General features: G+C 45.0%; 20 protein-coding genes. 10 read left to right on the top strand and 10 right to left on the bottom strand.

Features of this window, described 5'->3' with window-relative positions; translation table 11 throughout:
• Positions 1–6: 6 nt before the first annotated feature.
• Entirely contained in the window at positions 7–693 is a 687-nt protein-coding gene (locus tag DVY93_RS04640) for a response regulator transcription factor (protein ID WP_198333527.1), read from the bottom strand.
• 259 nt (positions 694–952) lie between these two features.
• Between DVY93_RS04640 and DVY93_RS04635 the strand changes: the two genes are divergently transcribed.
• Together DVY93_RS04635 and ggt are read left to right on the top strand one after the other, a co-directional pair.
• Positions 953–1,474 (top strand): Spy/CpxP family protein refolding chaperone, encoded by a 522-nt coding sequence (locus DVY93_RS04635; protein ID WP_230709378.1) that lies wholly within the window; start codon positions 953–955, stop codon positions 1,472–1,474.
• 358 nt (positions 1,475–1,832) lie between these two features.
• Complete coding sequence (gene ggt, locus DVY93_RS04630) at positions 1,833–3,788, top strand: gamma-glutamyltransferase (RefSeq protein WP_230709376.1); 1,956 nt, start codon at positions 1,833–1,835, stop codon at positions 3,786–3,788.
• A 42-nt stretch (positions 3,789–3,830) separates the two neighbouring features.
• On the opposite strand, the gene DVY93_RS04625 is transcribed toward ggt, so the two are convergent.
• Positions 3,831–4,961: a restriction endonuclease gene (locus DVY93_RS04625; RefSeq protein ID WP_230709374.1), complete on the bottom strand. Its 1,131-nt coding sequence runs from the start codon at positions 4,959–4,961 to the stop codon at positions 3,831–3,833.
• Positions 4,962–5,306: 345 nt separating this feature from the next.
• On the opposite strand from DVY93_RS04625, the gene dnaE reads away from it, so the two are divergent.
• The 4 genes from dnaE (at position 5,307) to cysE (ending at position 11,692) form a co-directional block, all read left to right on the top strand.
• Positions 5,307–9,020, top strand: coding sequence for a DNA polymerase III subunit alpha (gene dnaE, locus DVY93_RS04620; RefSeq protein ID WP_230709372.1), 3,714 nt, complete (start codon positions 5,307–5,309; stop codon positions 9,018–9,020).
• A gap of 71 nt (positions 9,021–9,091) precedes the next feature.
• Complete coding sequence (locus DVY93_RS04615) at positions 9,092–9,469, top strand: Hpt domain-containing protein (protein ID WP_193006375.1); 378 nt, start codon at positions 9,092–9,094, stop codon at positions 9,467–9,469.
• Positions 9,470–10,357: an RNA methyltransferase gene (locus tag DVY93_RS04610; RefSeq protein WP_230709370.1), complete on the top strand. Its 888-nt coding sequence runs from the start codon at positions 9,470–9,472 to the stop codon at positions 10,355–10,357.
• Positions 10,358–10,780: 423 nt separating this feature from the next.
• Positions 10,781–11,692, top strand: coding sequence for a serine O-acetyltransferase (gene cysE / locus DVY93_RS04605; RefSeq protein ID WP_193006373.1), 912 nt, complete (start codon positions 10,781–10,783; stop codon positions 11,690–11,692).
• 134 nt (positions 11,693–11,826) lie between these two features.
• On the opposite strand, the gene DVY93_RS04600 is transcribed toward cysE, so the two are convergent.
• The 6 genes from DVY93_RS04600 to pheA all read right to left on the bottom strand — a co-directional run bounded on the left by DVY93_RS04600 (position 11,827) and on the right by pheA (position 18,957).
• Positions 11,827–12,345: a 2-amino-4-hydroxy-6-hydroxymethyldihydropteridine diphosphokinase gene (locus tag DVY93_RS04600; RefSeq protein ID WP_230709369.1), complete on the bottom strand. Its 519-nt coding sequence runs from the start codon at positions 12,343–12,345 to the stop codon at positions 11,827–11,829.
• A 4-nt stretch (positions 12,346–12,349) separates the two neighbouring features.
• A complete protein-coding gene (gene folB, locus DVY93_RS04595) occupies positions 12,350–12,775 on the bottom strand; it encodes a dihydroneopterin aldolase (RefSeq protein WP_230709368.1) in 426 nt (141 codons plus the stop codon).
• Positions 12,776–12,826: 51 nt separating this feature from the next.
• A complete protein-coding gene (rarD, locus tag DVY93_RS04590) occupies positions 12,827–13,789 on the bottom strand; it encodes an EamA family transporter RarD (RefSeq protein WP_230709367.1) in 963 nt (320 codons plus the stop codon).
• A 277-nt stretch (positions 13,790–14,066) separates the two neighbouring features.
• The gene (locus DVY93_RS04585) at positions 14,067–16,424 is read right to left on the bottom strand and encodes a bifunctional prephenate dehydrogenase/3-phosphoshikimate 1-carboxyvinyltransferase (protein WP_230709365.1); all 2,358 of its coding nucleotides are present in this window, start codon (positions 16,422–16,424) and stop codon (positions 14,067–14,069) included.
• A 115-nt stretch (positions 16,425–16,539) separates the two neighbouring features.
• Entirely contained in the window at positions 16,540–17,682 is a 1,143-nt protein-coding gene (gene hisC, locus DVY93_RS04580) for a histidinol-phosphate transaminase (protein WP_230709363.1), read from the bottom strand.
• A 102-nt stretch (positions 17,683–17,784) separates the two neighbouring features.
• Positions 17,785–18,957, bottom strand: a complete 1,173-nt coding sequence (gene pheA / locus DVY93_RS04575) for a prephenate dehydratase (RefSeq protein ID WP_193006367.1) — start codon at positions 18,955–18,957, stop codon at positions 17,785–17,787.
• 430 nt (positions 18,958–19,387) lie between these two features.
• Here pheA and DVY93_RS04570 point away from each other — a divergent pair, with 430 nt between their 5' ends.
• Both DVY93_RS04570 and DVY93_RS04565 read left to right on the top strand, forming a co-directional pair.
• Entirely contained in the window at positions 19,388–20,329 is a 942-nt protein-coding gene (locus tag DVY93_RS04570; protein ID WP_230709361.1) for a transaldolase, read from the top strand.
• A gap of 131 nt (positions 20,330–20,460) precedes the next feature.
• Complete coding sequence (locus tag DVY93_RS04565) at positions 20,461–20,913, top strand: hypothetical protein (RefSeq protein ID WP_230709359.1); 453 nt, start codon at positions 20,461–20,463, stop codon at positions 20,911–20,913.
• Positions 20,914–21,001: 88 nt separating this feature from the next.
• Here the strand turns inward: DVY93_RS04565 and DVY93_RS04560 are convergent, their stop codons facing one another.
• Positions 21,002–21,517: an adenine phosphoribosyltransferase gene (locus DVY93_RS04560; RefSeq protein WP_230709448.1), complete on the bottom strand. Its 516-nt coding sequence runs from the start codon at positions 21,515–21,517 to the stop codon at positions 21,002–21,004.
• Between the two features lie 400 nt (positions 21,518–21,917).
• Here DVY93_RS04560 and DVY93_RS04555 point away from each other — a divergent pair, with 400 nt between their 5' ends.
• Together DVY93_RS04555 and DVY93_RS04550 are read left to right on the top strand one after the other, a co-directional pair.
• A complete protein-coding gene (locus DVY93_RS04555) occupies positions 21,918–22,082 on the top strand; it encodes a rubredoxin (RefSeq protein WP_131668884.1) in 165 nt (54 codons plus the stop codon).
• A 27-nt stretch (positions 22,083–22,109) separates the two neighbouring features.
• The gene (locus DVY93_RS04550) at positions 22,110–23,147 is read left to right on the top strand and encodes an alpha/beta fold hydrolase (RefSeq protein WP_230709357.1); all 1,038 of its coding nucleotides are present in this window, start codon (positions 22,110–22,112) and stop codon (positions 23,145–23,147) included.
• A 268-nt stretch (positions 23,148–23,415) separates the two neighbouring features.
• Here the strand turns inward: DVY93_RS04550 and DVY93_RS04545 are convergent, their stop codons facing one another.
• Complete coding sequence (locus tag DVY93_RS04545; protein ID WP_227670177.1) at positions 23,416–24,342, bottom strand: WG repeat-containing protein; 927 nt, start codon at positions 24,340–24,342, stop codon at positions 23,416–23,418.
• Between the last annotated feature and the right edge of the window lie 280 nt (positions 24,343–24,622).

The raw sequence follows: 24,622 nt of genomic DNA, 5'->3' as shown, positions 1-24,622 counted from the left end.
CCATCATTAAAGTACCAACTGATACCCTTTCCCACGAACCGCTTTGATCGGTTCATCGTGAAAAGGTTGTAGTTTTTTACGCAGACGCGAAACATGAACATCAAGACTTCGATCAAACGGCTGCAATTCACGCTGCAAAACATGCTCTGACAGCCACGTCTTACTGACGACCTCACCCTTTTGTTTAAGCAGCGCGACCAACAGATCAAACTCGGTACCAGTCACTTGTAACTCTGTGCCATCTATCTGGCAAACTCGCTGATTTTGATCAAGTTGTAAGCGACTTTCAGGTAAAGGCATGTGCTCCGATGCAGCCACATTAGTACGTTTAATCACTGCATTGATGCGCGCCAGTAGCTCTCTAGGATTGCAGGGCTTGGTAATATAATCATCAGCGCCAAGCTCTAAACCAATGATACGATCAATCTCCTCCCCTTTTGCCGTCAGCATGATCACGGGGATATCACTGATACTTGGTAATTGACGTAGCACACTCAGTCCATCGATTTTTGGCATCATAATATCAAGTACCAGCAAGTCATAAGTCACAACCTTACTATTCGCCGTCTTAAGTTTCTGAATCACTGCTTCTCCATCGTGGACGCAATCGCATGTCACACCATGATTGTGCAAATACTCTTGTAATAACTGAGTCAACTCTTCATCATCGTCGCCTAACAGTATATTTGGCACGTCTGTCTCCTTCAGCGTTACCTAGCTTTATCGCTCATATTATCAGGCATGTGCTGATCAATACGCCATAAACGTTACCTTTCTTAATATTTCATAAATGTTCGTAACCTTTAACTGTCGTAAGATAGCCACTATCAACAGTAAATATGGCACTTATCTATTGTCCTAAAAAATGCTGAAAAGCTGATACTGGCCAAGTAAGACCTTACTGTTCATTTAACCACTCCATATAAAATTAAGTTAAATAAGGGATATCATCATGAAAAAACTACTATTGGGCTCAGTAATCGCCATATCTAGTGTATTTACCGTTACTGCGTGTACTAGCGTCAATGCAACCACTGACACAGCGCCCAAGACCAGCAAAATGCAGCATAAAGATGGGATGAAAAAAGGCGGTATGAGAGGCCCCATGTCCCAGTTGGATCTGACTGCGACGCAGCAAGCACAAATCAAAGCCATCATAGAAGCAAAACACGGTGACTATAAAACCGATCGCGCCCAACACAAAGCAGAGCGTGCGCAAATGCACCAGCAGGTGCAAGCGCTGACCAATGCAAGCACGCTAAACAACGCTGCCGTCAATCGTTTGGCCAATCAGCAAGCCGCTAAAGCAAAACAGCGCTTTATCGAACGCATACAAATGCAACACGCCATCTCTCAAGTCTTGACGCCTGAGCAGCGCGACAAAATGGCCAAATTAAAAGCTGAAAAAATGGCTAAAGGTCATAAAGGCTCAGAACACCGTAAAATGCATGGTAAACAGCACCAAGGTATGTAAATCATCGTTAAAGACAGAATGACATTCATGCGTCATGTCTGATAGTCTAAGTGTCTTATAGTACTAAGTGTCATCAAATCAAAAAGTGCATCGTATAAACGGTGCACTTTTTTTCGCCTACCACCATACACCCACCCGCTCATTGTGTACCCAATCAATGACTCCAAAATGATACCAAATGGCTTCTAGCAGCTGTAACAATACTCGCAGTCTGAACAAGATAAAAAGTAAATTGTCATAAACACCTTTCTCCCACTCCCTATTTTCGCTACTATTCAGATACCTTTATCTCTTTGTCACTTGATGAGCTCAACTTCTTGTAAGCTTACATTCCCACTCACGTAAAAAGGACTTTGCGATGTCACAATCACTTTCTTATCGTCAAACGGCTCAGCAAAATAAACCAAAAATTAACACACTCCTAACATCCAGTATCTTATTTATCAGTAGTACGCTATTTTTGTCTGTCTCCGCGCATGCGGCAGATCCAACCACTTCAGTCAATAACGCTACGGTCAACACCACCGCCATCAATACCAGCGCGATAAACTTAGCCATCATGGCTGACAATCCAACCGTCCTGTCTGAAACCAAGCGCATCACCCGAGCAAAAACCAGCACCCTTAAATCTACGGCTAACACTGCCCACAATGCTAATAGTGACCAAGCCATCTATTCTGAAGATGCCATTCATCATCCAGTTTGGGCAAAGAATGGCATGGTCGCCACCCAAGAAGCGCTGGCCTCTGATATCGGGCTTCAGATTTTAAAAGATGGCGGTAATGCTGTGGATGCTGGGGTTGCTGTTGGCTTTGCGCTAGCCGTTACCTTACCACGCGCAGGCAACATTGGCGGTGGTGGTTTTATGATGATTTATGATGCCAAGCAGGACAAAACCGTGGCACTCGATTATCGTGAAAAAGCCCCAAGTAGCGCCTCTCGCGATATGTATCTGGATAGTGATGGCAATGCCGTTAGTGATTTATCTCGTTATCATGGTCTCGCCGTTGGCGTACCGGGTACAGTCGCAGGACTGCTCAAAGCGCTAGAAGATCACGGCACAATGAGCCGCGAGCAAGTCATGGCACCAGCGATAGCATTGGCAGAGGATGGTATCGAAGTCACTGCTGGCTTGTCTGAATCACTCACGGCATTAAGCGAGCGCTTACAAAAGTGGCCAAGTACCAAGAAGGTGTTTTTTAAAGCTGACGGCAGCGCCTATCAGCCGGGCGAGCGCTTGACGCAACCGGAGCTTGCTCGTTCACTCAAGCTGATCGCTGCCAAAGGAGCCGATGGATTTTATAAAGGTGAAACGGCCAGTAAATTGGTAAAAGCAGTCAATGACGCGGGCGGGCGGATGAGCTTACAGGATTTGTCCAACTATGAAGCCATCGCTCGCGAGCCTGTAAAAGGCGACTACCGTGGCTATGAGATTGTCTCTATGCCGCCGCCCTCCTCTGGCGGTATTCATATCGTCCAAATCTTAAATATTTTAGAAGGCTATCCGCTAAAAGACTACGGACAAAACAGCGCCCAAGCCATTCACTTAATGGCGGAGGCCATGCAGTTGGCATATGCGGATCGTGCTGAATACTTAGGAGATTCTGATTTTATCGATGTCCCTGCCAGCGGTTTAACGTCACAAGCTTACGCTGATAAGTTACGAAGTTTGATTGATCCAAACAAAGCCACGCCAGCATCGACAATTAAGGCCAACAATCCACTCCCGTATGAGAGTGATCAGACCACACACTTTTCTATTGTCGACAAGGATGGCAATGCGATAGCGAATACATATACGCTAAACTTCTCTTACGGCATGGGTCTGGTCGCTGAGGGGACAGGTATTTTATTGAATAATGAAATGGACGATTTCTCTGCCAAGCCGGGTGTGCCGAACGGTTACGGCCTACTAGGGGGTGAGGCAAATGCCGTTGAAGCCAATAAGCGTCCGCTATCCTCTATGAGTCCAACGCTGGTCTTCAAAGACAGCAAGCCCTATATCGTCACTGGTAGCCCAGGTGGTAGCCGCATCATTACTACGGTCACCCAAATCCTCTCAAATGTCATCGACCATGATATGAATATCGCCGAGGCGACTCACGCACCGCGCATTCATGACCAATGGTTGCCCGATGAGATTCGTATCGAAAAAGCGCTCAATGTAGATACCATCAAAAAACTAGAATCAATGGGGCATACGATTAGCCCAAAAGCCGCGATGGGCTCCACGCAGTCGATTATGATCACCCCGAATGGCGTTTATGGATCTTCTGATCCACGTATTGTCGATGCGGCGGTGGTTGGATATTGATTTATTAATACCTGTCTCTTTATATAGACAGGGCAACAAACATCAATATAATTTAATTTTTTCAAAAAATTCGTTGTCTAGTAACAACTTTGGTTTGGCATTTACTTCTTTCAAACCCACTTTATGTTGCATCATAAGCTCAATTAGATTCATTTGATCGATCAGAATAAGACTGTGCGAATCAGTTGAGCTGGCATATTCCTGTGCAGGCTTGGTAAAGCTTGTTGTGGTAATAAACAAACCATGATGATTGGTTTTTTGTGGTGGGTAAGCGCCTATAAAATTTCTCAAATCGCCGTTAGAGATATTATTGCCGGTGCTGTACAGTTTGGCTTGAATGTAATAGTTATGCACCTCGCCATCTGGGAAATCCTGAATAATAAGGCCATCAATACCATTGTCGTTTGAGCGTCCTGTATGACGAGAAGTTAAGTTACTTTCGGGGCTTTCAATTTCTAAAGAGCGTTCAATCAGTTTCAGACAGAACCATTCGAACTGTAAGGGCGATAAGCTCTCAATCTGAGCCATAATCATGTCCGGCGTTACTTTGACGAAGTCATTGCCAACGGTGGCATCCGCATAATTATTCATAAATATAGATGTTCGACGCTGAGTCTCTTCTATTAAATGATTAACAAGTGCATCACCATTTTTACCATACGCAGCAATATTTACTTTTTGCAAATCCGCAAAAGCTTTATTATCAAAACGCTTTAAATTGGCAATGTAGTCACTGTTTGGGATACCTTCACCGATATACTGAGTAAAATTGTTTCCAGCTAACCAAAAGTAGACTTTACCAAAAGGGTCTAAACGTATGATATTTTTTGGCGTTACTTTTTCATCAAAAGTAATAAAATTAGCGAAGTTTTGATTTAAATTCGGTACCAAGCTAAACTTATCCTCTTTAACCAAACCCATCGCAGATAAGCACAATAAAATCAAATCAATAATTTCATCATAACAAGGTGAGCCGTCATGACATTCATGACGTACGTCGTAATTACTCATGTAATTGATTTCTTTATGATCGTTTACAATTTGCGCCGACTTTTCAAACTCTCTATAAAACACAGTGCGACCAATAGTATTCCGTGTACTTAGGTTTTTTATGGTTTGTATTCCTGCATTTAACATGTCACCAAATGCGGGCAGCTTCGTAATATTACTCATAGTGTTATCGTCTTTTTTTGACTGCCTGTACAGTGTGCGTGAAAAGTATAGTCACCTTTATCTTAATAACTTAGTAACAAATGTTTATACTATCAATTATTAGAGCAAAAAGCATCAATAGTTCGCACTTGAGTGTAAGAAACAAACGGTCTATCTAATAGCAATTACTAAATTCAAGCAGTGGCCGTCTACGGCAAATAATGGTATTATTACCGACCTAATTTAAAACGAATACATACAACTTTCACTGTATTATTTGTCTCATTTTTTCTTAATAAAACATTGATAATAATAGCTTTATTTTATTATTAGCCTCTTTTTTGCTCGTATCCGTAAGAGTCCTCTATGGCATTTGTACACCTTGGTATTCACAGCGAATATTCCATCACCGATTCTATCGTACGTATTAAGCCGCTGGTCAAAGCCGCCGCGGCTGACAATCAACGCGCGCTTGCGTTGACTGACTTATCCAACCTTTATGCGACGGTGAAGTTTTATCGTGCCTGCCTAGGCGCTGGTATCAAACCGATTATCGGCAGTGAAGTCATCATGGATAATGAAGACACAAGGTTAACCCTGCTTGCGATGAACAACGAGGGCTATCAAAATATTACCCGTATCGTCTCGCTTGGGTTTACCGAAGGACGCGCTGACCCTGTCAATCATGGCACGCCGGTCATTAAGCGCAGCCATATTTTAGAGCATGCAGCAGGTGTGATCGTACTGCTCGCTGAAAAATCAGACGTGGGTCAGGCCTTAGTCGGCTCTATGCCAGAAAAAGCCGATGAGTTACTCGCTGAATGGCAAGCGCAGTTTGACGATCGCTTATATTTTGCCATCAAGCGGACCAATCGCTCAGGGGAAGACGCGTTTATTAAAGCCGCTATTCACTCAGGGGCCAAACACGCCATTCCTATCATTGCCCACAATGATGTGCGGTTTTTAGAACAAGATGATTTTGATGCGCATGAAGCCCGTGTCTGTATTGCAGGCTCCTACGTTCTTGCTGATCCAAATCGCCCGCAAACCTACTCAGATGAGCAATACCTTAAAACTCAAGATCAAATGTCACAGTTATTTGAGGATATTCCTCAGGTTATTGACAATACCTTACGGTTAGCCACACGCTGTAATGTGACCTTGACGCTTGGCATTAATGTATTGCCTGACTTTCCAGTACCTGAGGGTGAAACGATTGAGTCGTTTTTTCGCGCAGAGTCCCAGCGTGGCCTTGAACAGCGCTTAGACAAGCTCTTCCCTGTTGCCGAGCGTCGTGACAACTGGGGTGACTTTCGTCAAAGATATGACGAACGCCTAGAGTATGAATTGAACATCATCCTATCGATGGGCTTCCCCGGCTACTTCCTCATCGTTATGGACTTCATTCGCTGGGCAAAGGCTAATGGTGTACCCGTAGGTCCTGGTCGTGGCTCTGGTGCAGGATCACTCGTTGCCTACGCTTTGAACATTACTGATCTTGACCCTATCCATTATGATCTGTTGTTTGAGCGTTTCTTAAATCCTGAGCGTGTCTCCATGCCTGATTTTGATATCGACTTTTGTATTGAAGGTCGTGATCGAGTTATTGATTATGTGGCGCAAACTTATGGTCGTGACGCGGTTTCACAGATCATCACCTTTGGTACGATGGCAGCAAAAGCGGTGGTGCGCGATGTGGCGCGCGTACAAAGCAAGTCATACTTCCTCGCCAATAAAATATCTAAGCTGATCCCTAAGACACCCGGTATCACGCTGAGCCAAGCACTTGAGCAAGAACCACAGCTTAAAGACTTAATCTCCAATCCTGACAACATGGACTATGAAGACGCCCTTGAGATTTGGGAGATGGCCATTAAACTTGAAGGGGTGTGTCGCAATGTCGGTAAACACGCTGGTGGCGTCCTGATCGCACCGCATAAAATCACTGATTTTAGCGCCATTTACTGTGATGACGACGGTCATCGCGTCAGTCAGTTTGATAAAGATGATGTCGAGGCCGTTGGACTGGTGAAGTTTGACTTTTTAGGGTTGCGTAATCTAACCGTCATTAACGCGGCGGTTGAAAACATCAATCTACGCCGCGCTAAAGAAGGCGTTGATGCCTTGGTATTAGAAGATTTGCCATTAGATGACACCAAAGCTTATAAGCTGTTGCAAGACGCTAAAACCACGGCCGTCTTTCAGTTAGAAAGCATGGGTATGAAAAAATACTTAGCCAAATTACAACCGACCAATATCGAAGATGTGATCGCTATGTGTGCGCTCTATCGTCCAGGTCCGCTCGATGCGGGCATGGTAGAGATGTATATCGACCGTAAACACGGCCGCGAAGAAGTCATTTATGATCATCCCAATCTTGAGCCAATTTTAGAAAACACCAACGGCGTTATTGTGTATCAAGAACAGGTCATGCAGATCTCGCAAGTGATGGCGGGCTATAGCTTAGGCGGGGCAGATATGTTGCGCCGCGCCATGGGTAAGAAAAAACCCGAAGAGATGGCCAAACAGCGTGATATTTTTGTGACAGGTGCCACTTCCCAAGGCATTGATGAAGTCACCTCAGGCGGCGTTTTTGACTTGATGGAGAAGTTCGCCGGTTACGGTTTTAACCGCTCACACTCGGCAGCTTACGGCGTTTTGGCTTATCAGACTGCCTATCTAAAACAGTACTACCCTGCTGAGTTTATGGCAGCAGTCCTAACGTCTGATATGAACAACACCGACAATGTCGTCTTCTTTATCAACGACTGCCGTGAAAACTTTGGGTTGTCCGTGGTGAATCCATCGGTTAACCGTAGTGAGTGGCATTTCGTTGCTGACACCCCGACCAACATTATTTATGGACTTGGGGCTATTAAAGGCGTTGGTGAAGGGGCGGTAGAGTCCATTGTGGAAGCCCGTCGCACGAATGGCCCTTTTAAAGACTTATATGACTTTTGTCGCCGAGTAGACATCAAAAAAGTCAACAAACGCACGCTTGAAGCGTTAGTAAGCGCAGGCTGTTTTGATGACTTTGCAGCGACACTACGACCTGACTTGCCAGCAGACGCGGCTTACGAGATCCGCGGTGCATTGATGAGTCAGTTGCCAAGTGCTGTGCAAGCCGCTGAACAAGACCGCCAAAACCGCGAGATCGGTATGATGGATTTGTTTGGTGAGATGGATGGCGTGGTCGCCGCGCCACCATTGGTAATGACGCCAGAGCTCATTTGGGGTGATAAGCATCGTCTAAAGGCTGAAAAAAACACCTTGGGACTATACCTGACCGGACACCCCATCAATGAGTATTTGGATGAGCTAAAACGTTATACCTCAGGCATACGACTAGATAAACTCACTGATACCGGCTATAACGGCAGCTGCTATTTTGCAGGCCTTATTATCGATATTGCCAATTTTGGTAATCGCAATGTGATTACCTTGGATGATGGGTCTTCTCGTCTTGAAGTTAGCTGTTATGCCGAGCGCTTTAACCGTGTTAAAGAGCAGCTAAAAGTCGATGAAGTGGTTATTATTAAAGGCAGTATCCGTGAGCGTGATGGACGTTTATTTGCGCGTCTTGATAGTGCCATGAGTATGGTTGACGCGCGCTTGCGTTGGCTCAAAAAAATCAGTATAAAAGTTCATGGTAGCGACGTTAACTTGCTCACACGCTTGCAACCTTTACTCAAATCAGCACAAGCAGACATCATACCTGCACCGCGCTTAGCGTATAACAGTGAGCAGGACGAGCAAGGTGGCCATAGTAACAATAGCGTTTATGATCCTGCTATGGGTGGTAGCTTGTACGATGAAGACGGTAATGATTTATTGGCTTTAGAAAATGATATGAGTCAAGATGCGCTGCAAAATGGCAATAGCTATGCCAATAATGCGTTGAGTAATACCGATACGTCCATTAATGATAACTGTCTGCCACTTGGGCTCAGCATTTATGAGGCGTTCGGTATTGCGAATGTTGGTCTATCTGAGCATTGGCGCATCTACCCTAACGACGACAACTTACAGCAGTTAAAGGGCATGGTGAGTGAAGATAACTTACACTTCCATTACAACTAAGGCTTTTTTACCGCAAAAAATCTGTCATAGCGATTTTATTACTTTAACTTTCAAAAACTGGATATAAAACTATGGTTGACATCCCACGTAATACGGTGACTAATCAGACTGAGGAAATTGTTAATCATGAGCAATTTGAAGATATGCGTGACTTGCTAGAAGAAGATTTTGCTGATTTGATACAAGTGTATATGACTGACAGTCAACAGCGAGTCGCGTCCCTACGAATCGCGCAGCAAGAAAACGACAATACCAACGGTTTTGAAATTGCCCATGCCCTAAAAGGCGCGAGCGCCAACTTGGGTACCACGCAACTGGTGAACCTTAGCAGTCAATTACAAAAACTATGTTGTGAACACCGCATCAGTGAGCAAACTGCACTTATTGAAGACATCGCAGTAGCACTACAACGTGCTGAACAAGAAATAAATCAACGTTTGGGACAATAAATGAGTAACGATTATTCATCATCTACCGCCTCAGCACCCCAAGCTTATAGTGTGAGTGACTATCTTGCTTGTGTGCAAGTGGTCATGGTTAACACAACATTGCCCGCCAACATTGGGTCGGCCGCCCGTGCCATGCATACCATGGGTTTATCACGTTTGACGGTCGTTGACCCTAAGCGGCCGATTGATGACACCAGTGTTTCTCACGCTGCCGGTGGTAGTGATCTGTTGTCATCCGCAATGATAGTACCTACCTTAGAGTCTGCGTTAGCGGACTGTCAGCTTGTGTTTGCCGCCAGTAGTCGTAGTCGTCATTTACCACGTCCTGTGGTGACACCAACGCAAGCGGCCAAGATTATGTTTGATTTTGTCGATAAGCAGTCCACTCTCGATATAGCCAATGACAATGCAAGCGCTCCGTCCTCAAGCAAACCAAATATTGCCATCTTATTTGGTCGTGAAGATCGTGGCTTGACCAATGAAGAGTTGGCTTACGCAGACTATCACATTCAAATCGATGCCAACCCAGCCTATCCCGTTCTCAATGTCGCCTCAGCCGTACAAGTCATTGCCAGCTTTATCTTTGCTTACGCGCAGACACACGCTCAAACGACCAACAACAACCTAGATAACAACTTGAGCACAACGGCTCAACCAACAGTAGACGTCCATATACGTCAGCAATGGGATGAGCCAGCCATTACCCAGCAGCAGCTGCAACAGCTTACTCAGCGTATGACCGAGCTGATGGTTCAGCGCGGTTTAGCAGACAGCGAGCACTTAAAATCATTGCCGTCGAGACTCTCCAGACTGGGCTCGCGATTACAGCTTGACCAAAAAGAATACCAGCTGTTAAGTGCTGTGATTGCTAAAATCTCAAAAGACTAGGCAGCCGATTTAATCTTAAAGCCAACCATAGTTAAAATACTTTAAAAGCAATATAGTGCAGCTAGCATGAGGTTTTGACAGCCTATTAGTAGTATTCTGACCACTAAAATTGATGCTAGGGCGTGTCCTCAATCAATCGATAGTCATCTAACTGGACTAAAAATGGCTAAATTTTGCCGCTGTTTGACTGCAATTTATCACCATTTTTAAAATGAGGACACGCCCTAATAAACTGATATTCGTTTATCGGCAATTTTTTTTGATGGCTCATCACTATATTTTGTAGTGCAAAGCTGCTATAACTGGAACAGCGCAAGCAGAAATAAAATTTCACTAACATTAAAAGATAATAGTGATAAATTAAGAGAAAGCTGTAAGATTTTTTAGAAACGACACTTTACCGACGAATAGATAGGACGCTTTATGTCACTGCCATCCAAATTGTTCAAATCGCTTACCCGTATCAAAAAAGAGCTCAAAGAAGACATTGATGCGGTGTTCAACCGTGACCCTGCGGCACGTAATAGCCTGGAGGTCATACTGACCTACCCTGGCATTCATGCGCTTATCTTACATCGCGGGGCGCATTGTCTTTGGAATAACGAACAAAAGCTGGCAGCACGTGTTGTCTCATACGGCTCACGCATCATGACTGGTATCGAGATTCACCCTGCCGCAAAAATTGGCAAGCGCTTTTTTATTGACCACGGTGTCGGCGTCGTCATTGGTGAAACCGCTGAGATTGGTAATGACGTCACGTTGTATCATGGTGTGACGTTGGGCGGGGTCTCTTGGAATAATGGCAAACGCCATCCAACGCTAGAAGATGGTGTCACAGTTGGTGCGGGTGCAAAAGTTTTGGGTCCATTTACCGTCGGTAAAAACGCAAAAATAGGCTCAAATGCGGTGGTGGTCAAACCTGTCCCAGCAGGCGCCACCATGGTCGGTAGTGCAGCCCGTATGATCTCAGACCATCATGATGAAAAAGGCAATCCCCTCACCACCAAAGTACAAGATGCCAAGCAGCAAGAAAAAGTAGCACAGGCCGGTACCGCAAATACAAACCAGACTAAAAACTCAAATGCCAGCACAGCACGCACCACCGCTTTTCAGGCTTATGGTATTGACCCCTCTTCACAAGACCCTGTCGCAGAAGCGTTTGCTAAAATGCTCGAGCACATTCAACAATCAGAAAATCGTCTAGATCAGCTACAAGCCGCGATGTGCCAACTCGATCCTGATTTTTGCAAAAAAGAATACGATAAGCTCTGCTTAGAAGACTTAGATGTCATTGGTCGTGCTGAGGCAGATGAAGCCGACGCGACATTAAAGTAAAACGTCTACCAGTCTTCAGCTTCCTTCCCCCATTTTGGAGAGAAGGAAGTCAGTTAGGTTACATGTTCTGCTCAGACTTCAGTAAGAAAAATACGCAATATTGTTGATAACAGCTTTCTCGTTTGAATGGTCTTTTAACTGCCTAAAAAACCAGTCGTTATCAACTCCTCAATGCCAGTTTTTTCATGCGCTTTGAATGGGTAACGATCTGACATCACTACCCACTTAGATGTCTCATTTTTGCTTAGGCTATTTTTGGAAAGACCCACATTCACGAGCAGTATATCAATATCCATGGTGACTTTTTTTATAGGCAGCGACCGTTCTGTTGAGCGTTGCCTATGACAATCACATTCAAATTGTTTTAGCACTTGCTGTAGCTTTTGCAACGTTGTGGACGATTTTAGAGACAGATAGACACACTGATTGGTATAGTCAGGTTTTGGCAGCGCAAGAGTCGCTGTAAAATCCGGATTTTGAAAAGCGCTAGATAGCTGCATTTCACCTAACGCTGCTAGATGCTCGCGCACGATCGGTAAATACGTCTCAGCGTGATAATTACTCCCCAAAGCCAATACGACAGCCGTCAACGTTTGCGCCTGCAACGCTTCGGGCGCACGCTTTTCTAACTTCTCAAAATTCAAGTCAGCCAACTTTTTATACATCGTTAGATTGATGGTTATCAGCGTGGTTCACCGCAGGCTCATCAGAGGAAGCGGCGGCATGACGAGTGATTTGCACACCAACCGCATCCGCTTGCTGAATGGCAGTCGGCTTGGCAATACTTAACGTGACTTTGTGACTGGCATATTTAGTCAGCAATTTGTCTGCGATTTGTCCAGCCAAATGCTCAAGTAGCTTCGCTTTAATGGCTTGGCACCACTCGCTCACATCATCACAGACCGCCTTATAGTTCAGCGCATCAGTGACATCATCCGATTTAGCGGCACGCCTGATATCGGTCTCAAGCGCGATGTCGATCAATAATGGCTGAGTGATCGCGCGTTCCCACTCATACACGCCAATCACCGCCTCTACTTTTAAACCTTTTATAAATACTACGTCAGATTGGGTATGAAACATGCTGTCATCCTTGTTTGCTAATTTTTAATTCACATTTTTAGTGGAAGGTTTTTATTTAACTTGCTGCAACGCCTCTTCACGTAGACGCTCAGCTTTTAATACTTTACTGGGACGATGGCGCCACAAATCAATGCTGAACAAGAGCAGACCCAACCAAATCAACCCAAACACCGCCAAACGATGTAAATCGAAATGCTCGTTATAATAAAACACCGCTAAGAAGAAAATAAAGGTCGGGGTCAGATAGTTCATAAAACTTAAAATACTATAGGCCACCAGCTTGGTCGATTTATTAAACAGTAACAACGGTATCAAGGTAATAGGACCTGCAATCATCAGTAGCCAAATGCTTGGACTGAACCAAAAGCTCAGCTGACTACTGACCACATCTGCCTGCCAAAACCACCACAGACAAATCGGCACCAACATCGTTGTTTCAACAAACATGGCATCGACAGCCGTCAGAGGCGTTTGCCGTTGAATCGTACCATAAGTGCTAAAACTAAAAGCCAAGATGAGCGATATCCAAGGAAGACTACCAATCATCACCACTTGGATAACCACAGAGAGTAGCGCAAAGCCAATGGCGATCCATTGCAAAGGTCGCAAGCGCTCTTTGAATAAAATCATTGATAAAGCCACGCCCACCAACGGCCCAATAAAATACCCCAAGCTGGCTTCAAGTATACGGTCGTGATTGACCGCCCATACATACGTGAGCCAATTCGTTGCGATAATCAAACCCGATATAAAAGAAAATGCGATCCATCTTGGGTTTTTCTTTAGGGTATCGACCCACCCCCAGCGTTTGGTGACCACCAATACGATAAGTAAGCACATGAATGTCCAGACAATCCGGTGGCCAATGATCTCGGTTGCATCATAGGCAGCCAACTGTTTAAAATATAACGGAAAACCGCCCCAGATAAAAAAAGCAATCAGCGCGGTTACGATGCCACGTCTGGTCGTTTTAATAGGGACAGCCGGTTTCTTGACGACGTTTTGAGTAGTCATAAGTCAGTACAACTTCATTTAGAGCAAAGCGTATTCTCGCGCATGGTCGCCTAGTTATGATTATATTTTTAGGTGAACCGCAAAAACACAGGGTTACTACAAGTAGGACACAAGTTAAAAAGCAATGTGCGAATGTCCGTATCGACATCAACACATTGCTAACGATAACCACTATTTTGAAACACATTTATCTAAAAGTCAGTAAATAAGCACTATTACCCTATGGATGAGTCTATGGGTGCATGACTTACTTTCTTAAAAGCGAAGCCATCAAGCATTAAGCGCTCGCATCATCAACTTGAATGGACATACCAATTTGATTGGCAAGCTCAGCAAATCCTGGGAAGCTGGTATTGACGGTTTCGACCCCTTCAATGACAATTTGCTTTGAAGCCCGTAAACTGGCAACCGCAAAACTCATGGCAATTCGATGATCATGATGTGAGGTAATTTGGCCACCACCAAAGATAGGGTGACTGTTATTGACGTTGCCGCTTTGACTTGCAGCACCGTTACTTGCAGTTCCTTTGCCTTCAATGATTAACCCATCATCCGTGACCGTACAATCAATGCCAAGCGTCTGCAAACCGTCGGCCATAACCGCAATGCGGTCGGATTCTTTGACCCGAAGCTCTTTTGCCCCCGTCAATACCGTGCGGCCTTTAGCACAGCTAGCCGCAATGAATAACACTGGAAACTCATCAATCGCCAGCGGCACTAAGTACTCCGGTATCTCAATACCTTGCAGGTTTGAGCTGCGAATCGTAATATCTGCGACTGGTTCACCGCCTACATGTGTCTCATTACTCAAGCTGATATCGGCTTGCATTAATTTTAAGATATCAAGAATGCCAGTACGTGTCGGGTTAATACCCACTTGCGTGAGGGTCAGCTCACTACCTTGACTGATGGCAGCAGCCACCATAAAAAAGGCCGCTGAAGAGATGTCAGCAGGTACGGCGATATCACCACCTGTCAGTGTGCCGCCGCCTGTTACACTGATGCGGTTGCCTTCTACTGTCACAGGGTAGCCAAAGGCTGATAGCATACGCTCGGTATGGTCACGACTGACTTCTGGCTGAGTCACCGTTGTGGTGCCCTCGCTCCATAGACCCGCTAATAGCAAGCAAGACTTAATCTGTGCAGAAGCGACTGGCATATCATACGCTATGCCTTGTAATGGTTTGCCGACCGTATCTCGTCCAGTGATGCTGAGTGGCGCGGTCCCACTATGCCCCGTACTTTGTATGACAGCACCCATCATACGTAGCGGTGCAGCCACACGCTCCATCGGTCGTTTGTTTAGACTGGTATCCCCAGTCAGCACACTATCAAATGGCTGTGCCGCTAAGATACCAGACAGCAGGCGCATACTGGTCCCAGAGTTACCCATATAAAGCGGGGTTTTGCTCGGTTTTAAGCCATGCATACCAACCCCATGGATGGTTAACTTGCCGTTATCAGGCCCTTCAATACTCACGCCCATGTCACGGAACGCTTGCAACGTCGCAAGTGCGTCCTCTCCTTCCAAAAATCCAGTAACCTGTGTCACGCCTGTTGCAAGGCTACCCAGCATAATACTGCGATGAGAGATAGACTTGTCACCAGGAATGGTAATCGTGCCAGAAACGGTGTTGCTTGGCGTAATAATATAAGAAGCTGACATGGCAGTAGTATCCGTATAAGGGGTGCTGGCTAACATATGGCCAAAATGTCGCCGCGCGGCTTGCGCACGGCCCAAAAGTCCCATCAGGGCGGTTGAATCTTTATTAATGATAAGCTGGCGCATGGTTTGTAGGTAGACGCCATACTCGTCAAGGGCACTGACAATCGCGCTTTGATTGGCAAAAAATATATCGTGCCACATCTTAGGGTCACTAGCAGCAATACGGGTAAAATCGCGAAAGCCACCAGCGGCATAGCGAAACATATCCAAATTGTCATCATGGCTTGCCAGCTGCTCAACCAAATTAAACGCCAGTAAGTGTGGCAAATGACTGGTGTGGGCCAATATCGCATCATGATGATCAGCGGCCATTGACATAGCCGTTGCCCCTACCGACTCCCACAACAGGCGTAGCTTGGCAATAGAATTCTCATTGGTCGTGGGTAGTTCACAGATAATAACGCTATGATTGACAAACAAGTTAGCGCGCCTGGCATGATACCCTGAATTCTCAGCGCCAGCAATCGGATGCGCTGGCACCAGGCCCACTGGCAAAGAAGTAAACACCGCTTTGGCCGCCTCAATGATATTGAGCTTGGTGCTACAGACATCGCTAATCATGCAATCGGTAGCAAGCTGCCCGTCATCCATCGCCTGTTTAATATCACTGAACACTGCTTGTACCGCCTGTACTGGTACCGCAATGACAATCAAATCACTACCATCGACCACCTCACTCAGTCTTGAGCTGCCCGCATCCAGCAATCCTTGTTTGATGGCTTCTTCTATACTTGGACCATGCCGATCGACGGCGACTAAGCGCTCACTCAAACCATTGTCTTTAATGGCTTGTGTAAGACTGGCACCGATTAACCCAAGTCCAATCACACAAACTTGCTTAAATAATGGCGGCTGAGTGGTTAAAAGGGGGTGATTATTATTCTGATGATTTTTTTGCTGACGACTCACGGCTTTTCTCGTTGTGCAAACGAACGTTCATTTCGACAAAACAGTCTAACGTTCGTATCATAAAATTTAGTGGCTAACAGAGAGACTTATCTCTTTGAAAAAGATAGTTACTTTATCAGTCTTCGGTCAAGATAGAGCGCAAGGTATCAATCAAACGCAGGTTATCCTCTGCTAAGCCGACGGTAATACGCAGCCAATTAGGTAGACCATAAGCGCTCAGTGGCCGCACGATAACACCTTGTTCCAGTAACGCTTGGTGAATCATAGCAGCCGTGGTGTCCTCCATCTCAAATTTTACCTCGACCATAATAAAGTTGGCATGTGATTTAACAAACCCCAATCCGAGCGCGTCAAACTGTTTTTCCAACCAACGCATTTGCTCATCATTTGTCACTCGAGTTTTTTCGATAAAGTCCTGATCGGTAAGTGCCGCCGCGGCCGCAGCAAGTGCCACACGACTGACATTAAATGGCTGACGAATGCGATTGAGTAAATCTGCTACCGGTACTGAGCTAAGTGCATAACCGACACGCAGACCTGCTAATCCATACGCTTTAGAAAACGTACGGACAATCACCACATTGTTAAATTCATCTAACAGCGCGCGATTGTTACTTTCAGGGCTGTATTCAATATAAGCTTCATCTAACACTACCAACACCGAACTTGGCACACTAGCCACAAACTCGCGTAGCGCTTTACGCTCAAGCTGAGTGCCCGTTGGGTTATTAGGATTGGCAATAAACACCATCTTAGTACTGGGACTGTCTTGAACCGCCTGACTCATTGCTTTTAGATCATGACCAAAGCGATGAGCAGGCACCTCTATAGCCGTTGCCCCCTGCATTTTAGCCAGCATCGGATAAATAATAAACGCATACTGACTATAAACGATGGTGTCATCAGCACCTACAAAACTACGCGCCAAAATATCAAGCAAATCGTCAGAGCCATTACCTAAGGTAATCTGATCCGCATTGACATCGTTAAAATCAGCCAAAGCTTGTTTTAGATAGTACCCATTACCATCAGGATAACGCGACAACTGACCCAATTGCTCAGTCACTGCCAACGTCACATGCGGTGAGCAGCCCCTCGGGTTTTCATTACTGGCCAGCTTTACCACATCTGAGATGCCATACTCACGCGTCAACTCTTCAACAGGCTTTCCTGTTTGATAAGGCGCCAACTCTAAAATACTGTCATAGGCCGGCACTAGCGGTGATAAATTTGACTGTGTCGATTGAGGTGACTGCATGATTTATCCTTAGATGTGGTAAGACATCTATCATTGATGAAGCTTGTTGGTTTTAGTGGGCTATGACCGCTATTGATGATAAGGGCGTGGCCTCTATCCTATTTATAATACCGCTTTTGGGTAGGAGCCTAGTATACGCACATCTTTGACCAACGGACGGATATCATTAATAGCAGCACTCACATTTGCCTCATCGATATGGCCGTTCATGTCAATAAAGAAGACATAGGCCCACTTATTAGGACGTTCAGGGCGTGTCTCAATACTGGTCATAGAGACGCCATGATACGACAGAGGTTTTAAGATTTCGATCAGCGCACCCGCTTTATCATGGGCGGAGACCACGATAGAGGTTTTGTCTTGACCTGACGGTGCAATCGCTTCGTGACCGATGATGAGAAAGCGCGTGGTGTTACTTGGATTGTCTTCAATATTCGTATAAAGCTTATGTAAGTCATATTCCGCCGCAGCCACATCGCCTGCAATCGCTGCTGAATGCCATTCGTTTTTTAAACGACGGGCCGCTTCACCATTGCTCGAGACTGCCACGCGCTCAACATTTGGAAAGTTCACATCGAGCCAATGACGGCACTGAGCCAATGATTGCTGATGCGAATAAATACGGCTTAAACCATCAATTTTGGTGTGTTCAGCGACTAAGAAATTTTGATGAATCGGTAACTCAACTTCACCGATGATTTTAAGACTAGAAGATAAAAAGCCGTCTAGCGTGTGATTGACCACGCCTTCTGATGAGTTTTCTACGGGTACCACACCATACATGGCCGTGCCTGCTTCTACTTCACGGAACACATCAGTGATGGTCGTCATTGGCACCGTATCGGCCGCTTTACCAAAATGCTTAAGGGCTGCAGCATGAGTAAAGGTGCCGACTGGACCCAAAAAAGCAATGCGTTGCGGGGCTTCTAGATCCAAACAGACCGACATGATCTCACGGAACAAACGCGCCATTTTTTCATCAGCGATCGGGCCAGTATTGCGCTCCATCACCGCTTTTAGCACTTGTGCTTCGCGCTCAGGACGATAAAATATAGGATTGCTGCTGTCAGTTGCCACGTTATTGGCAATGTGATTTTTTTTGACGGTTGCCACTTGCTGAGCCAGCTTAGCGCGGTTATTTATTAACGTCTGAATCTCGCAGTCTACTGCATCAATGTTTTGACGAATACTGTCCAAAAACTCTTTTTCATTTGTGGTATCGCTGATACTTTGATTTAGATTATCCACATTTTGCTCTGATGACTGCTCACTCATTACCGCCCATCCTTTTTCTAATGTTATTACTGATTTTTATCACTGTTAGGTATTACGCTGTTTATTTTAGTACTCAACAGACAAGTCTAGCAAAAATATTGTACCTTGCTTGTCCTATCTTATACGATTACTACATACTGACAATACATCAAACGGCAAATACCGCCGCCTGACAGCTGACCTGTTCTACTATAACAAAAACTATCGTCAGTGCCCACGTGTAAATGGGTGCAAACAGATGTAAATGCGCGGAAACCAGCTAATATGGGCAAAGTGACAGCAGGTGACAGCGGTGCAAGAGCAAACTATCAAAGAACACTGGTTAAAAACTGTGTTACAGTTTAAAGCGACTACCAAATAGTAGTATATAAATAAGACCCTACCCCATAGATAAGAAAACACTCTCGTAATTGTTAAAAAAGGATAAATGATGAGCGCATTACAACAGCTTCGCACCATGACTACTATTGTTGCTGATACTGGTGATCTAACCGCCATTGCGCGCCTAAAACCTATCGATGCGACTACCAACCCGAGCCTCATTACCAAAGCGCTTGTCCATCCTGACAACCAAGGCATGCTTTCAGAAACCATGAGCCGTCATAACGGCAATGTAGATGCTGTTATTGATGAGCTTACCGTACAGATTGGCTGTGATATTTTAGCGCTCATCGACGGTCGGGTTTCTACCGAAGTTGACGCCCGTTTGTCTTATGACACTCAAGCGACCATCGATAAAGCCTTAGAGTTTATGGAGGCTTACCAAAAAGCAGGTATCAACTCAGAGCGTGTATTGATTAAAATGGCTGCTACTTGGCAGGGTATTGAGGCAGCACGCTATCTTGAAACCCAAGATATCCACTGTAACCTGACCTTACTATTCGGGCAGCACCAAGCGATTGCTTGTGCGGATGCTGGCGTGACCCTGATCTCGCCTTTCGTTGGTCGTATTTTAGATTGGCAAAAACGTCAACAAAACCGTCAAAATGTACCTGCTTCTGATGATATGGGCGTACAATCGGTGAAGCGCATTTACCAATACTACAAACAACATGGCTATCATACTCAAGTGATGGGCGCAAGTTTTCGCTCGACTGAGCAGATATTGGCACTAGCAGGGTGTGACCTATTGACGATAGCCCCTAACCTTATCGATGAGCTAGCAGCAATGGACACTAAGGTTACTCGTCAGCTATCGCCAAGCATGTCAATGGATATGGCTGATATGACTCGAGTGAGCTTAACGCGTGAAGAATTTAGTGCAGCCTATCAACAAGACACGATCACACAAGACTTACTACCAAAGGGAATTGATGGCTTTATTGGCGCTCGTGATGAGCTTGCGCAAACGTTGACGGCGATGCGTAACTAATCCATATGGGCAGTCCTTGATATCGACGTTATTTTACGAGCGTGAATGGTAGGCCACAAAAGAGAATTGCCTACTCATAATAAGTTGGCTACTATGACCTACTTTTAAACAATAAGCAGCAAGGCTTGATTATGAAACGGTTATCAGTGTTATTAGCAGGGGGTGCTCTAGCCATCAGCGCACATGCAGTGAACTGGTCAAAAGTGTCAGAAAGTCCTACCGGTTCAATTTTTAGCTTAGATTTGGACTCTATCGAAAGCTCAGATATCAATATCATAGATGATAAAAATGTCAAAAATATCACAGTGTCTATTCGTAAAACGTACCCTACGCCAAAAAACGACCTAAAAGAAGCCAAAGAAAACAGCATTCATCATAGTGATCAGCAACTGTTGATCTCTTGCAAAGATGCCAGTTATTATAAAAGAGCTTACGTTAACTACAACGCTGATGATAAAGTCACAAAGTCTTGGCATTCAGAAAAGCCCATACTGACGACAAAGGACTTTACACTCACGAATCCAAAAACGATTGGTCGCACCCTAGTTGATGAGGCGTGTAAACGCTATGAGCAGATGACTTAAAAAGTTTAAGAGTGGCCAAAATACAAAAGCGCGCTGACATCATTCAGCGCGCTTTTGTATTTGATAATAATAACTCAAAAACCTAGAATTAAGCCTTTAACACCGTATAAACTGGCACTGGAAACTCGCCATGCAAATCAACCAAATCTAGCAAGACCAATGCGCCTACCACGGTATGGTTGGCTGATTGGCAAAGCTCATAAGCCGTCGTCAACGTGCCACCAGTGGCTAAAATATCATCGACCAACAGTACACGTTCAGGTGGTAGGTTGTTTTGCATCTCAAGTGTGTCTTTACCATACTCCAACGCATAGGCTTTATTGGCAACGGGCGGTGGCAGTTTACCTGGTTTACGCAGCAAAATCATGCCTTTACCCAAGCGGCCTGCCAGCAGACTTGCAAAGACAAACCCACGCGCTTCTACCGCCCCTAGGCAGTCTACCTCATCCATCAACCCGTCTGGCAATGCTGCAAGCAGCGCATCGATGACATCATTAATATGACTGCGCAGTAACGGCGTAATATCATAAAAATCAATGCCAACTTTTGGGAAGTTTGGTACTGTACGAATAATTTGCCAAAATCGATGGTCAGTATTGAGCATGTTAGACGGATCGGCTACGTTGTTAACGGACATGGCGGCATTGCTGCTCATAATAACCCTTAGTTCATATGGCTTAGATAACAGTATTTAAATAACACTACAATATAGATCACAGTAGTGACGCGTGAACATCACTATGAATTTTGCGGCGAGTATTATAGCACAGGTGGGATAAATTTTTCGGCTTACGGCATACAAGTGGTATCACTCATCTCAAAACAGAGCAAATAATGGGCTTGATAAAAGCCAAATAATCTCAATATACAAGTGTAAACTTAACGACGAAAATCACGGTTATATGCTAAACTACGTGCGCTTTTGCAGTCTAATATAATGACTGTTACTCTAAATGAGCGTTAACAACTGACTGTAATACTGGTAATGATCGATAGGACTATTTATGAAACGTTATGAATGTATCGTCTGCGGCTGGATATATGATGAAGAGCTTGGCTGCCCTGAAGAAGGCATTGCGCCTGGTACCAAATGGGAAGACATTCCTGATGACTGGACATGCCCAGAGTGCGGTGTCGGCAAGCTTGATTTTGAGATGCTAGAAGTTTAGTAGACGACACTCTAATTAGGATGCTTCATGACCCAATCAAATGATATCAATGGCACAGAGCTGTCTGAAACCGTAGCTGAAAACTCTAGTCACTATCCAACTTCTGAGTGGCAGAAATTCGGGGCGCATCAGTGGCGTGACTCTGATCTTAGCGAACATCTTCACCAAGCAATGATCGATATCGGTGATGGTATTGAGCTTTGTGTTGAGGCAGGTGGTAATCCCGACAACCCGCCCTTATTGATGGTGATGGGTCTTGGCTCACAAATGGTATTTTGGCCAAATAATTTCATCAAACGTCTTATTGATGCCGGTTTTTTTGTGATTCGTTTTGACAATCGCGATATTGGTTTGTCGTCTAAAGTCCAAATTGAGGGTCTACCCCGTATCAGTCAACTCAAAATGATGATGCGTTTGCAAACTGGCTTGTCTAATAAAGGCGCGCCAGTTGCTTATAACCTAACCGACATGGCAGAGGATACAGCGCGTTTAATTAAAGCGCTTAACCTTGGTACCACCCATCTGCTAGGGGCTTCTATGGGCGGTATGATCGCACAGATTGTGGCAGCCCGTTATCCAAGCTTGGTACAGCGGATGGCACTGATGTTTACCACAACCAACCGCGCATTTTTAAGACCCCCAAAACCCAAGCAGTTATATACCCTGATTAATCGTCCTGAGAGCCATTCTGAGCGTGATATCGTGCGTCACAGCGTCTGGTTTATGAAGACGGTTGGTACGCCTGGACACGTGAATGTGCGTATGGTCCGTGAAATTGCCAAAATACGGTATCAACGTAACTTTCATCCGCTCGGTACGGTACAACAGCTCAATGCGATTTTGGCTTCAGGCTCTATCAGCCGATTCAGTAAACAAGTCAAAGCACCAACGATCGTACTACACGGTAGCGCAGATGGGTTGCTGCCAGCTTCCCAAGGACGCGTGGTTGCCAAGACCATTCCTAATGCCAAGTTTCATTTAATCGAAGGAATGGCGCACGACATTCCCGAGTACTATCAGCCTTATATGGTCGATTTGATTAGTAATCATTTATTGGCTAAATAGCTTTTGCTAATTTGGTTTTGAGTGAACTTAATATAAAAAGAAGGTAAAACCTGTCGTTGACACGTAGGTTTTACCCTCTTTTTTATGTTAGATCTAGTATAGTCAATCCAAAATAAAATTGGCACGCTGTGCCACGTGCTACTGGTATTGATTTCGCGCAGCCTCTGTCGGCGTAGGCACAGCACGCAAGGAAAATTAATACCAGTAGCACTGTACCTATTTTAAAGTGTGTTAACTATGTGTTGGACTTGGGTTTTAAGCAGTAAATCTAGTCACAACTGACACCAGCCCCTTCTTTATCGATGCACATCTTATCGCCATTTTTTAAGTTACCAATCCAAGCCTTGCCCGCTGTAAATACAAACGCCGGCTTACCTTTGTAGTGACCCGCAGCCGACACGCCCGCATTCGCAAAGCGAAAAGGAATCACCAGCTCACCGCCAAGATTAACAAAACCCCACTCCCTGCCAATACGTACGCCAGCCAATCCTTCAGAGAATGGCTGTACTTCATCAAAAGAATAGGTAATCATGGTCACGTTATTGTCGTCCACAAACCCCCATTTACCATCTTGCTGACGCGGTTGTAGCGTCGTAAAACGATTAGACTCTGTTTGTTTTGCTGTGGCCTGCTCATTATTCTTACTATTTGGATCACTCTTCACGTTACCGTTTTTATCCAACCAGCTGGTCGTACTGTTTTTGCTTACTCGTGCGACACCGTTTTGATAATTATCAATTTCGCTAATGGCGGCCGAAAACGGAACGATGGTTTGATTGGCGGTGTTAATGACGCCATAGTTGCCATTTCTTTTCACCACGATGCGGCCATCAGAGACGGGGCGCGCCCACCCTTGGCTTTCTGACAGCATATCATACATCGCCGGTACGACTTCACGACCCTGCATATTCAGATAGCCGACATGACTGTTGCGCAGTACAGGCAATAGACCACCCGATAGCTTATTGACATCGACTTTTTGATAGCGTGTCAAGTCGACCACCCTTTTGCCGTTACGGTCAATCAAAGCAACTGGCGCACCGAAATCTTTCGTTGCTAAAAAATAGCGACTGCTCGCTGTGCAAGAGACATTTTTATAGTAGCTTTTGGGAATGTTACAACTGGCTGCTTGTGCAGTCGGCATTGCCAATAGCACGATAGATGAGATGCTAATAGCAAAACCATATTGTAACATTGAGGGCGGTGAACTACAGACAAAAGATCGTGGTCGTTTTGATCGTAATCGTCGAAACATAAGCAAACCTAAGTGGATAGTACTGGGGTTTTTGGTAAAATTTTATAACATATTCCCATTATAAATCACAAGATTAGCAAACGCTGTGATCTGTGCCAATGTCATTCCTGTAAGGATGTTACTCGACTATACAAACACGCCATACTAAGTAGCAGTCAATATCGTGGCAACCAATTTAATAATCAGAATAAATTATGGTTTAACCATTTCATTTTAGGTT

The sequence above is a fragment of the Psychrobacter sp. CCUG 69069 genome (assembly GCF_021023115.1).
Taxonomy (GTDB): Bacteria; Pseudomonadota; Gammaproteobacteria; order Pseudomonadales; family Moraxellaceae; genus Psychrobacter; species Psychrobacter namhaensis.
This window is presented reverse-complemented; position numbering and strand designations above follow the sequence as displayed.

Bases quoted from the DNA above. Each gene is read 5' to 3' on its own strand.
- DVY93_RS04635 (WP_230709378.1), top strand. From the start codon at position 953: ATGAAAAAACTACTATTGGGCTCAGTAATCGCCATATCTAGTGTATTT.
- ggt (WP_230709376.1), top strand. From the start codon at position 1,833: ATGTCACAATCACTTTCTTATCGTCAAACGGCTCAGCAAAATAAACCA.
- DVY93_RS04625 (WP_230709374.1), bottom strand. From the start codon at position 4,961: ATGAGTAATATTACGAAGCTGCCCGCATTTGGTGACATGTTAAATGCA.
- dnaE (WP_230709372.1), top strand. From the start codon at position 5,307: ATGGCATTTGTACACCTTGGTATTCACAGCGAATATTCCATCACCGAT.
- DVY93_RS04615 (WP_193006375.1), top strand. From the start codon at position 9,092: ATGGTTGACATCCCACGTAATACGGTGACTAATCAGACTGAGGAAATT.
- DVY93_RS04610 (WP_230709370.1), top strand. From the start codon at position 9,470: ATGAGTAACGATTATTCATCATCTACCGCCTCAGCACCCCAAGCTTAT.
- cysE (WP_193006373.1), top strand. From the start codon at position 10,781: ATGTCACTGCCATCCAAATTGTTCAAATCGCTTACCCGTATCAAAAAA.
- folB (WP_230709368.1), bottom strand. From the start codon at position 12,775: ATGTTTCATACCCAATCTGACGTAGTATTTATAAAAGGTTTAAAAGTA.
- rarD (WP_230709367.1), bottom strand. From the start codon at position 13,789: ATGACTACTCAAAACGTCGTCAAGAAACCGGCTGTCCCTATTAAAACG.
- hisC (WP_230709363.1), bottom strand. From the start codon at position 17,682: ATGCAGTCACCTCAATCGACACAGTCAAATTTATCACCGCTAGTGCCG.
- pheA (WP_193006367.1), bottom strand. From the start codon at position 18,957: ATGAGTGAGCAGTCATCAGAGCAAAATGTGGATAATCTAAATCAAAGT.
- DVY93_RS04570 (WP_230709361.1), top strand. From the start codon at position 19,388: ATGAGCGCATTACAACAGCTTCGCACCATGACTACTATTGTTGCTGAT.
- DVY93_RS04565 (WP_230709359.1), top strand. From the start codon at position 20,461: ATGAAACGGTTATCAGTGTTATTAGCAGGGGGTGCTCTAGCCATCAGC.
- DVY93_RS04560 (WP_230709448.1), bottom strand. From the start codon at position 21,517: ATGCTCAATACTGACCATCGATTTTGGCAAATTATTCGTACAGTACCA.
- DVY93_RS04555 (WP_131668884.1), top strand. From the start codon at position 21,918: ATGAAACGTTATGAATGTATCGTCTGCGGCTGGATATATGATGAAGAG.
- DVY93_RS04550 (WP_230709357.1), top strand. From the start codon at position 22,110: ATGACCCAATCAAATGATATCAATGGCACAGAGCTGTCTGAAACCGTA.
- DVY93_RS04545 (WP_227670177.1), bottom strand. From the start codon at position 24,342: ATGTTACAATATGGTTTTGCTATTAGCATCTCATCTATCGTGCTATTG.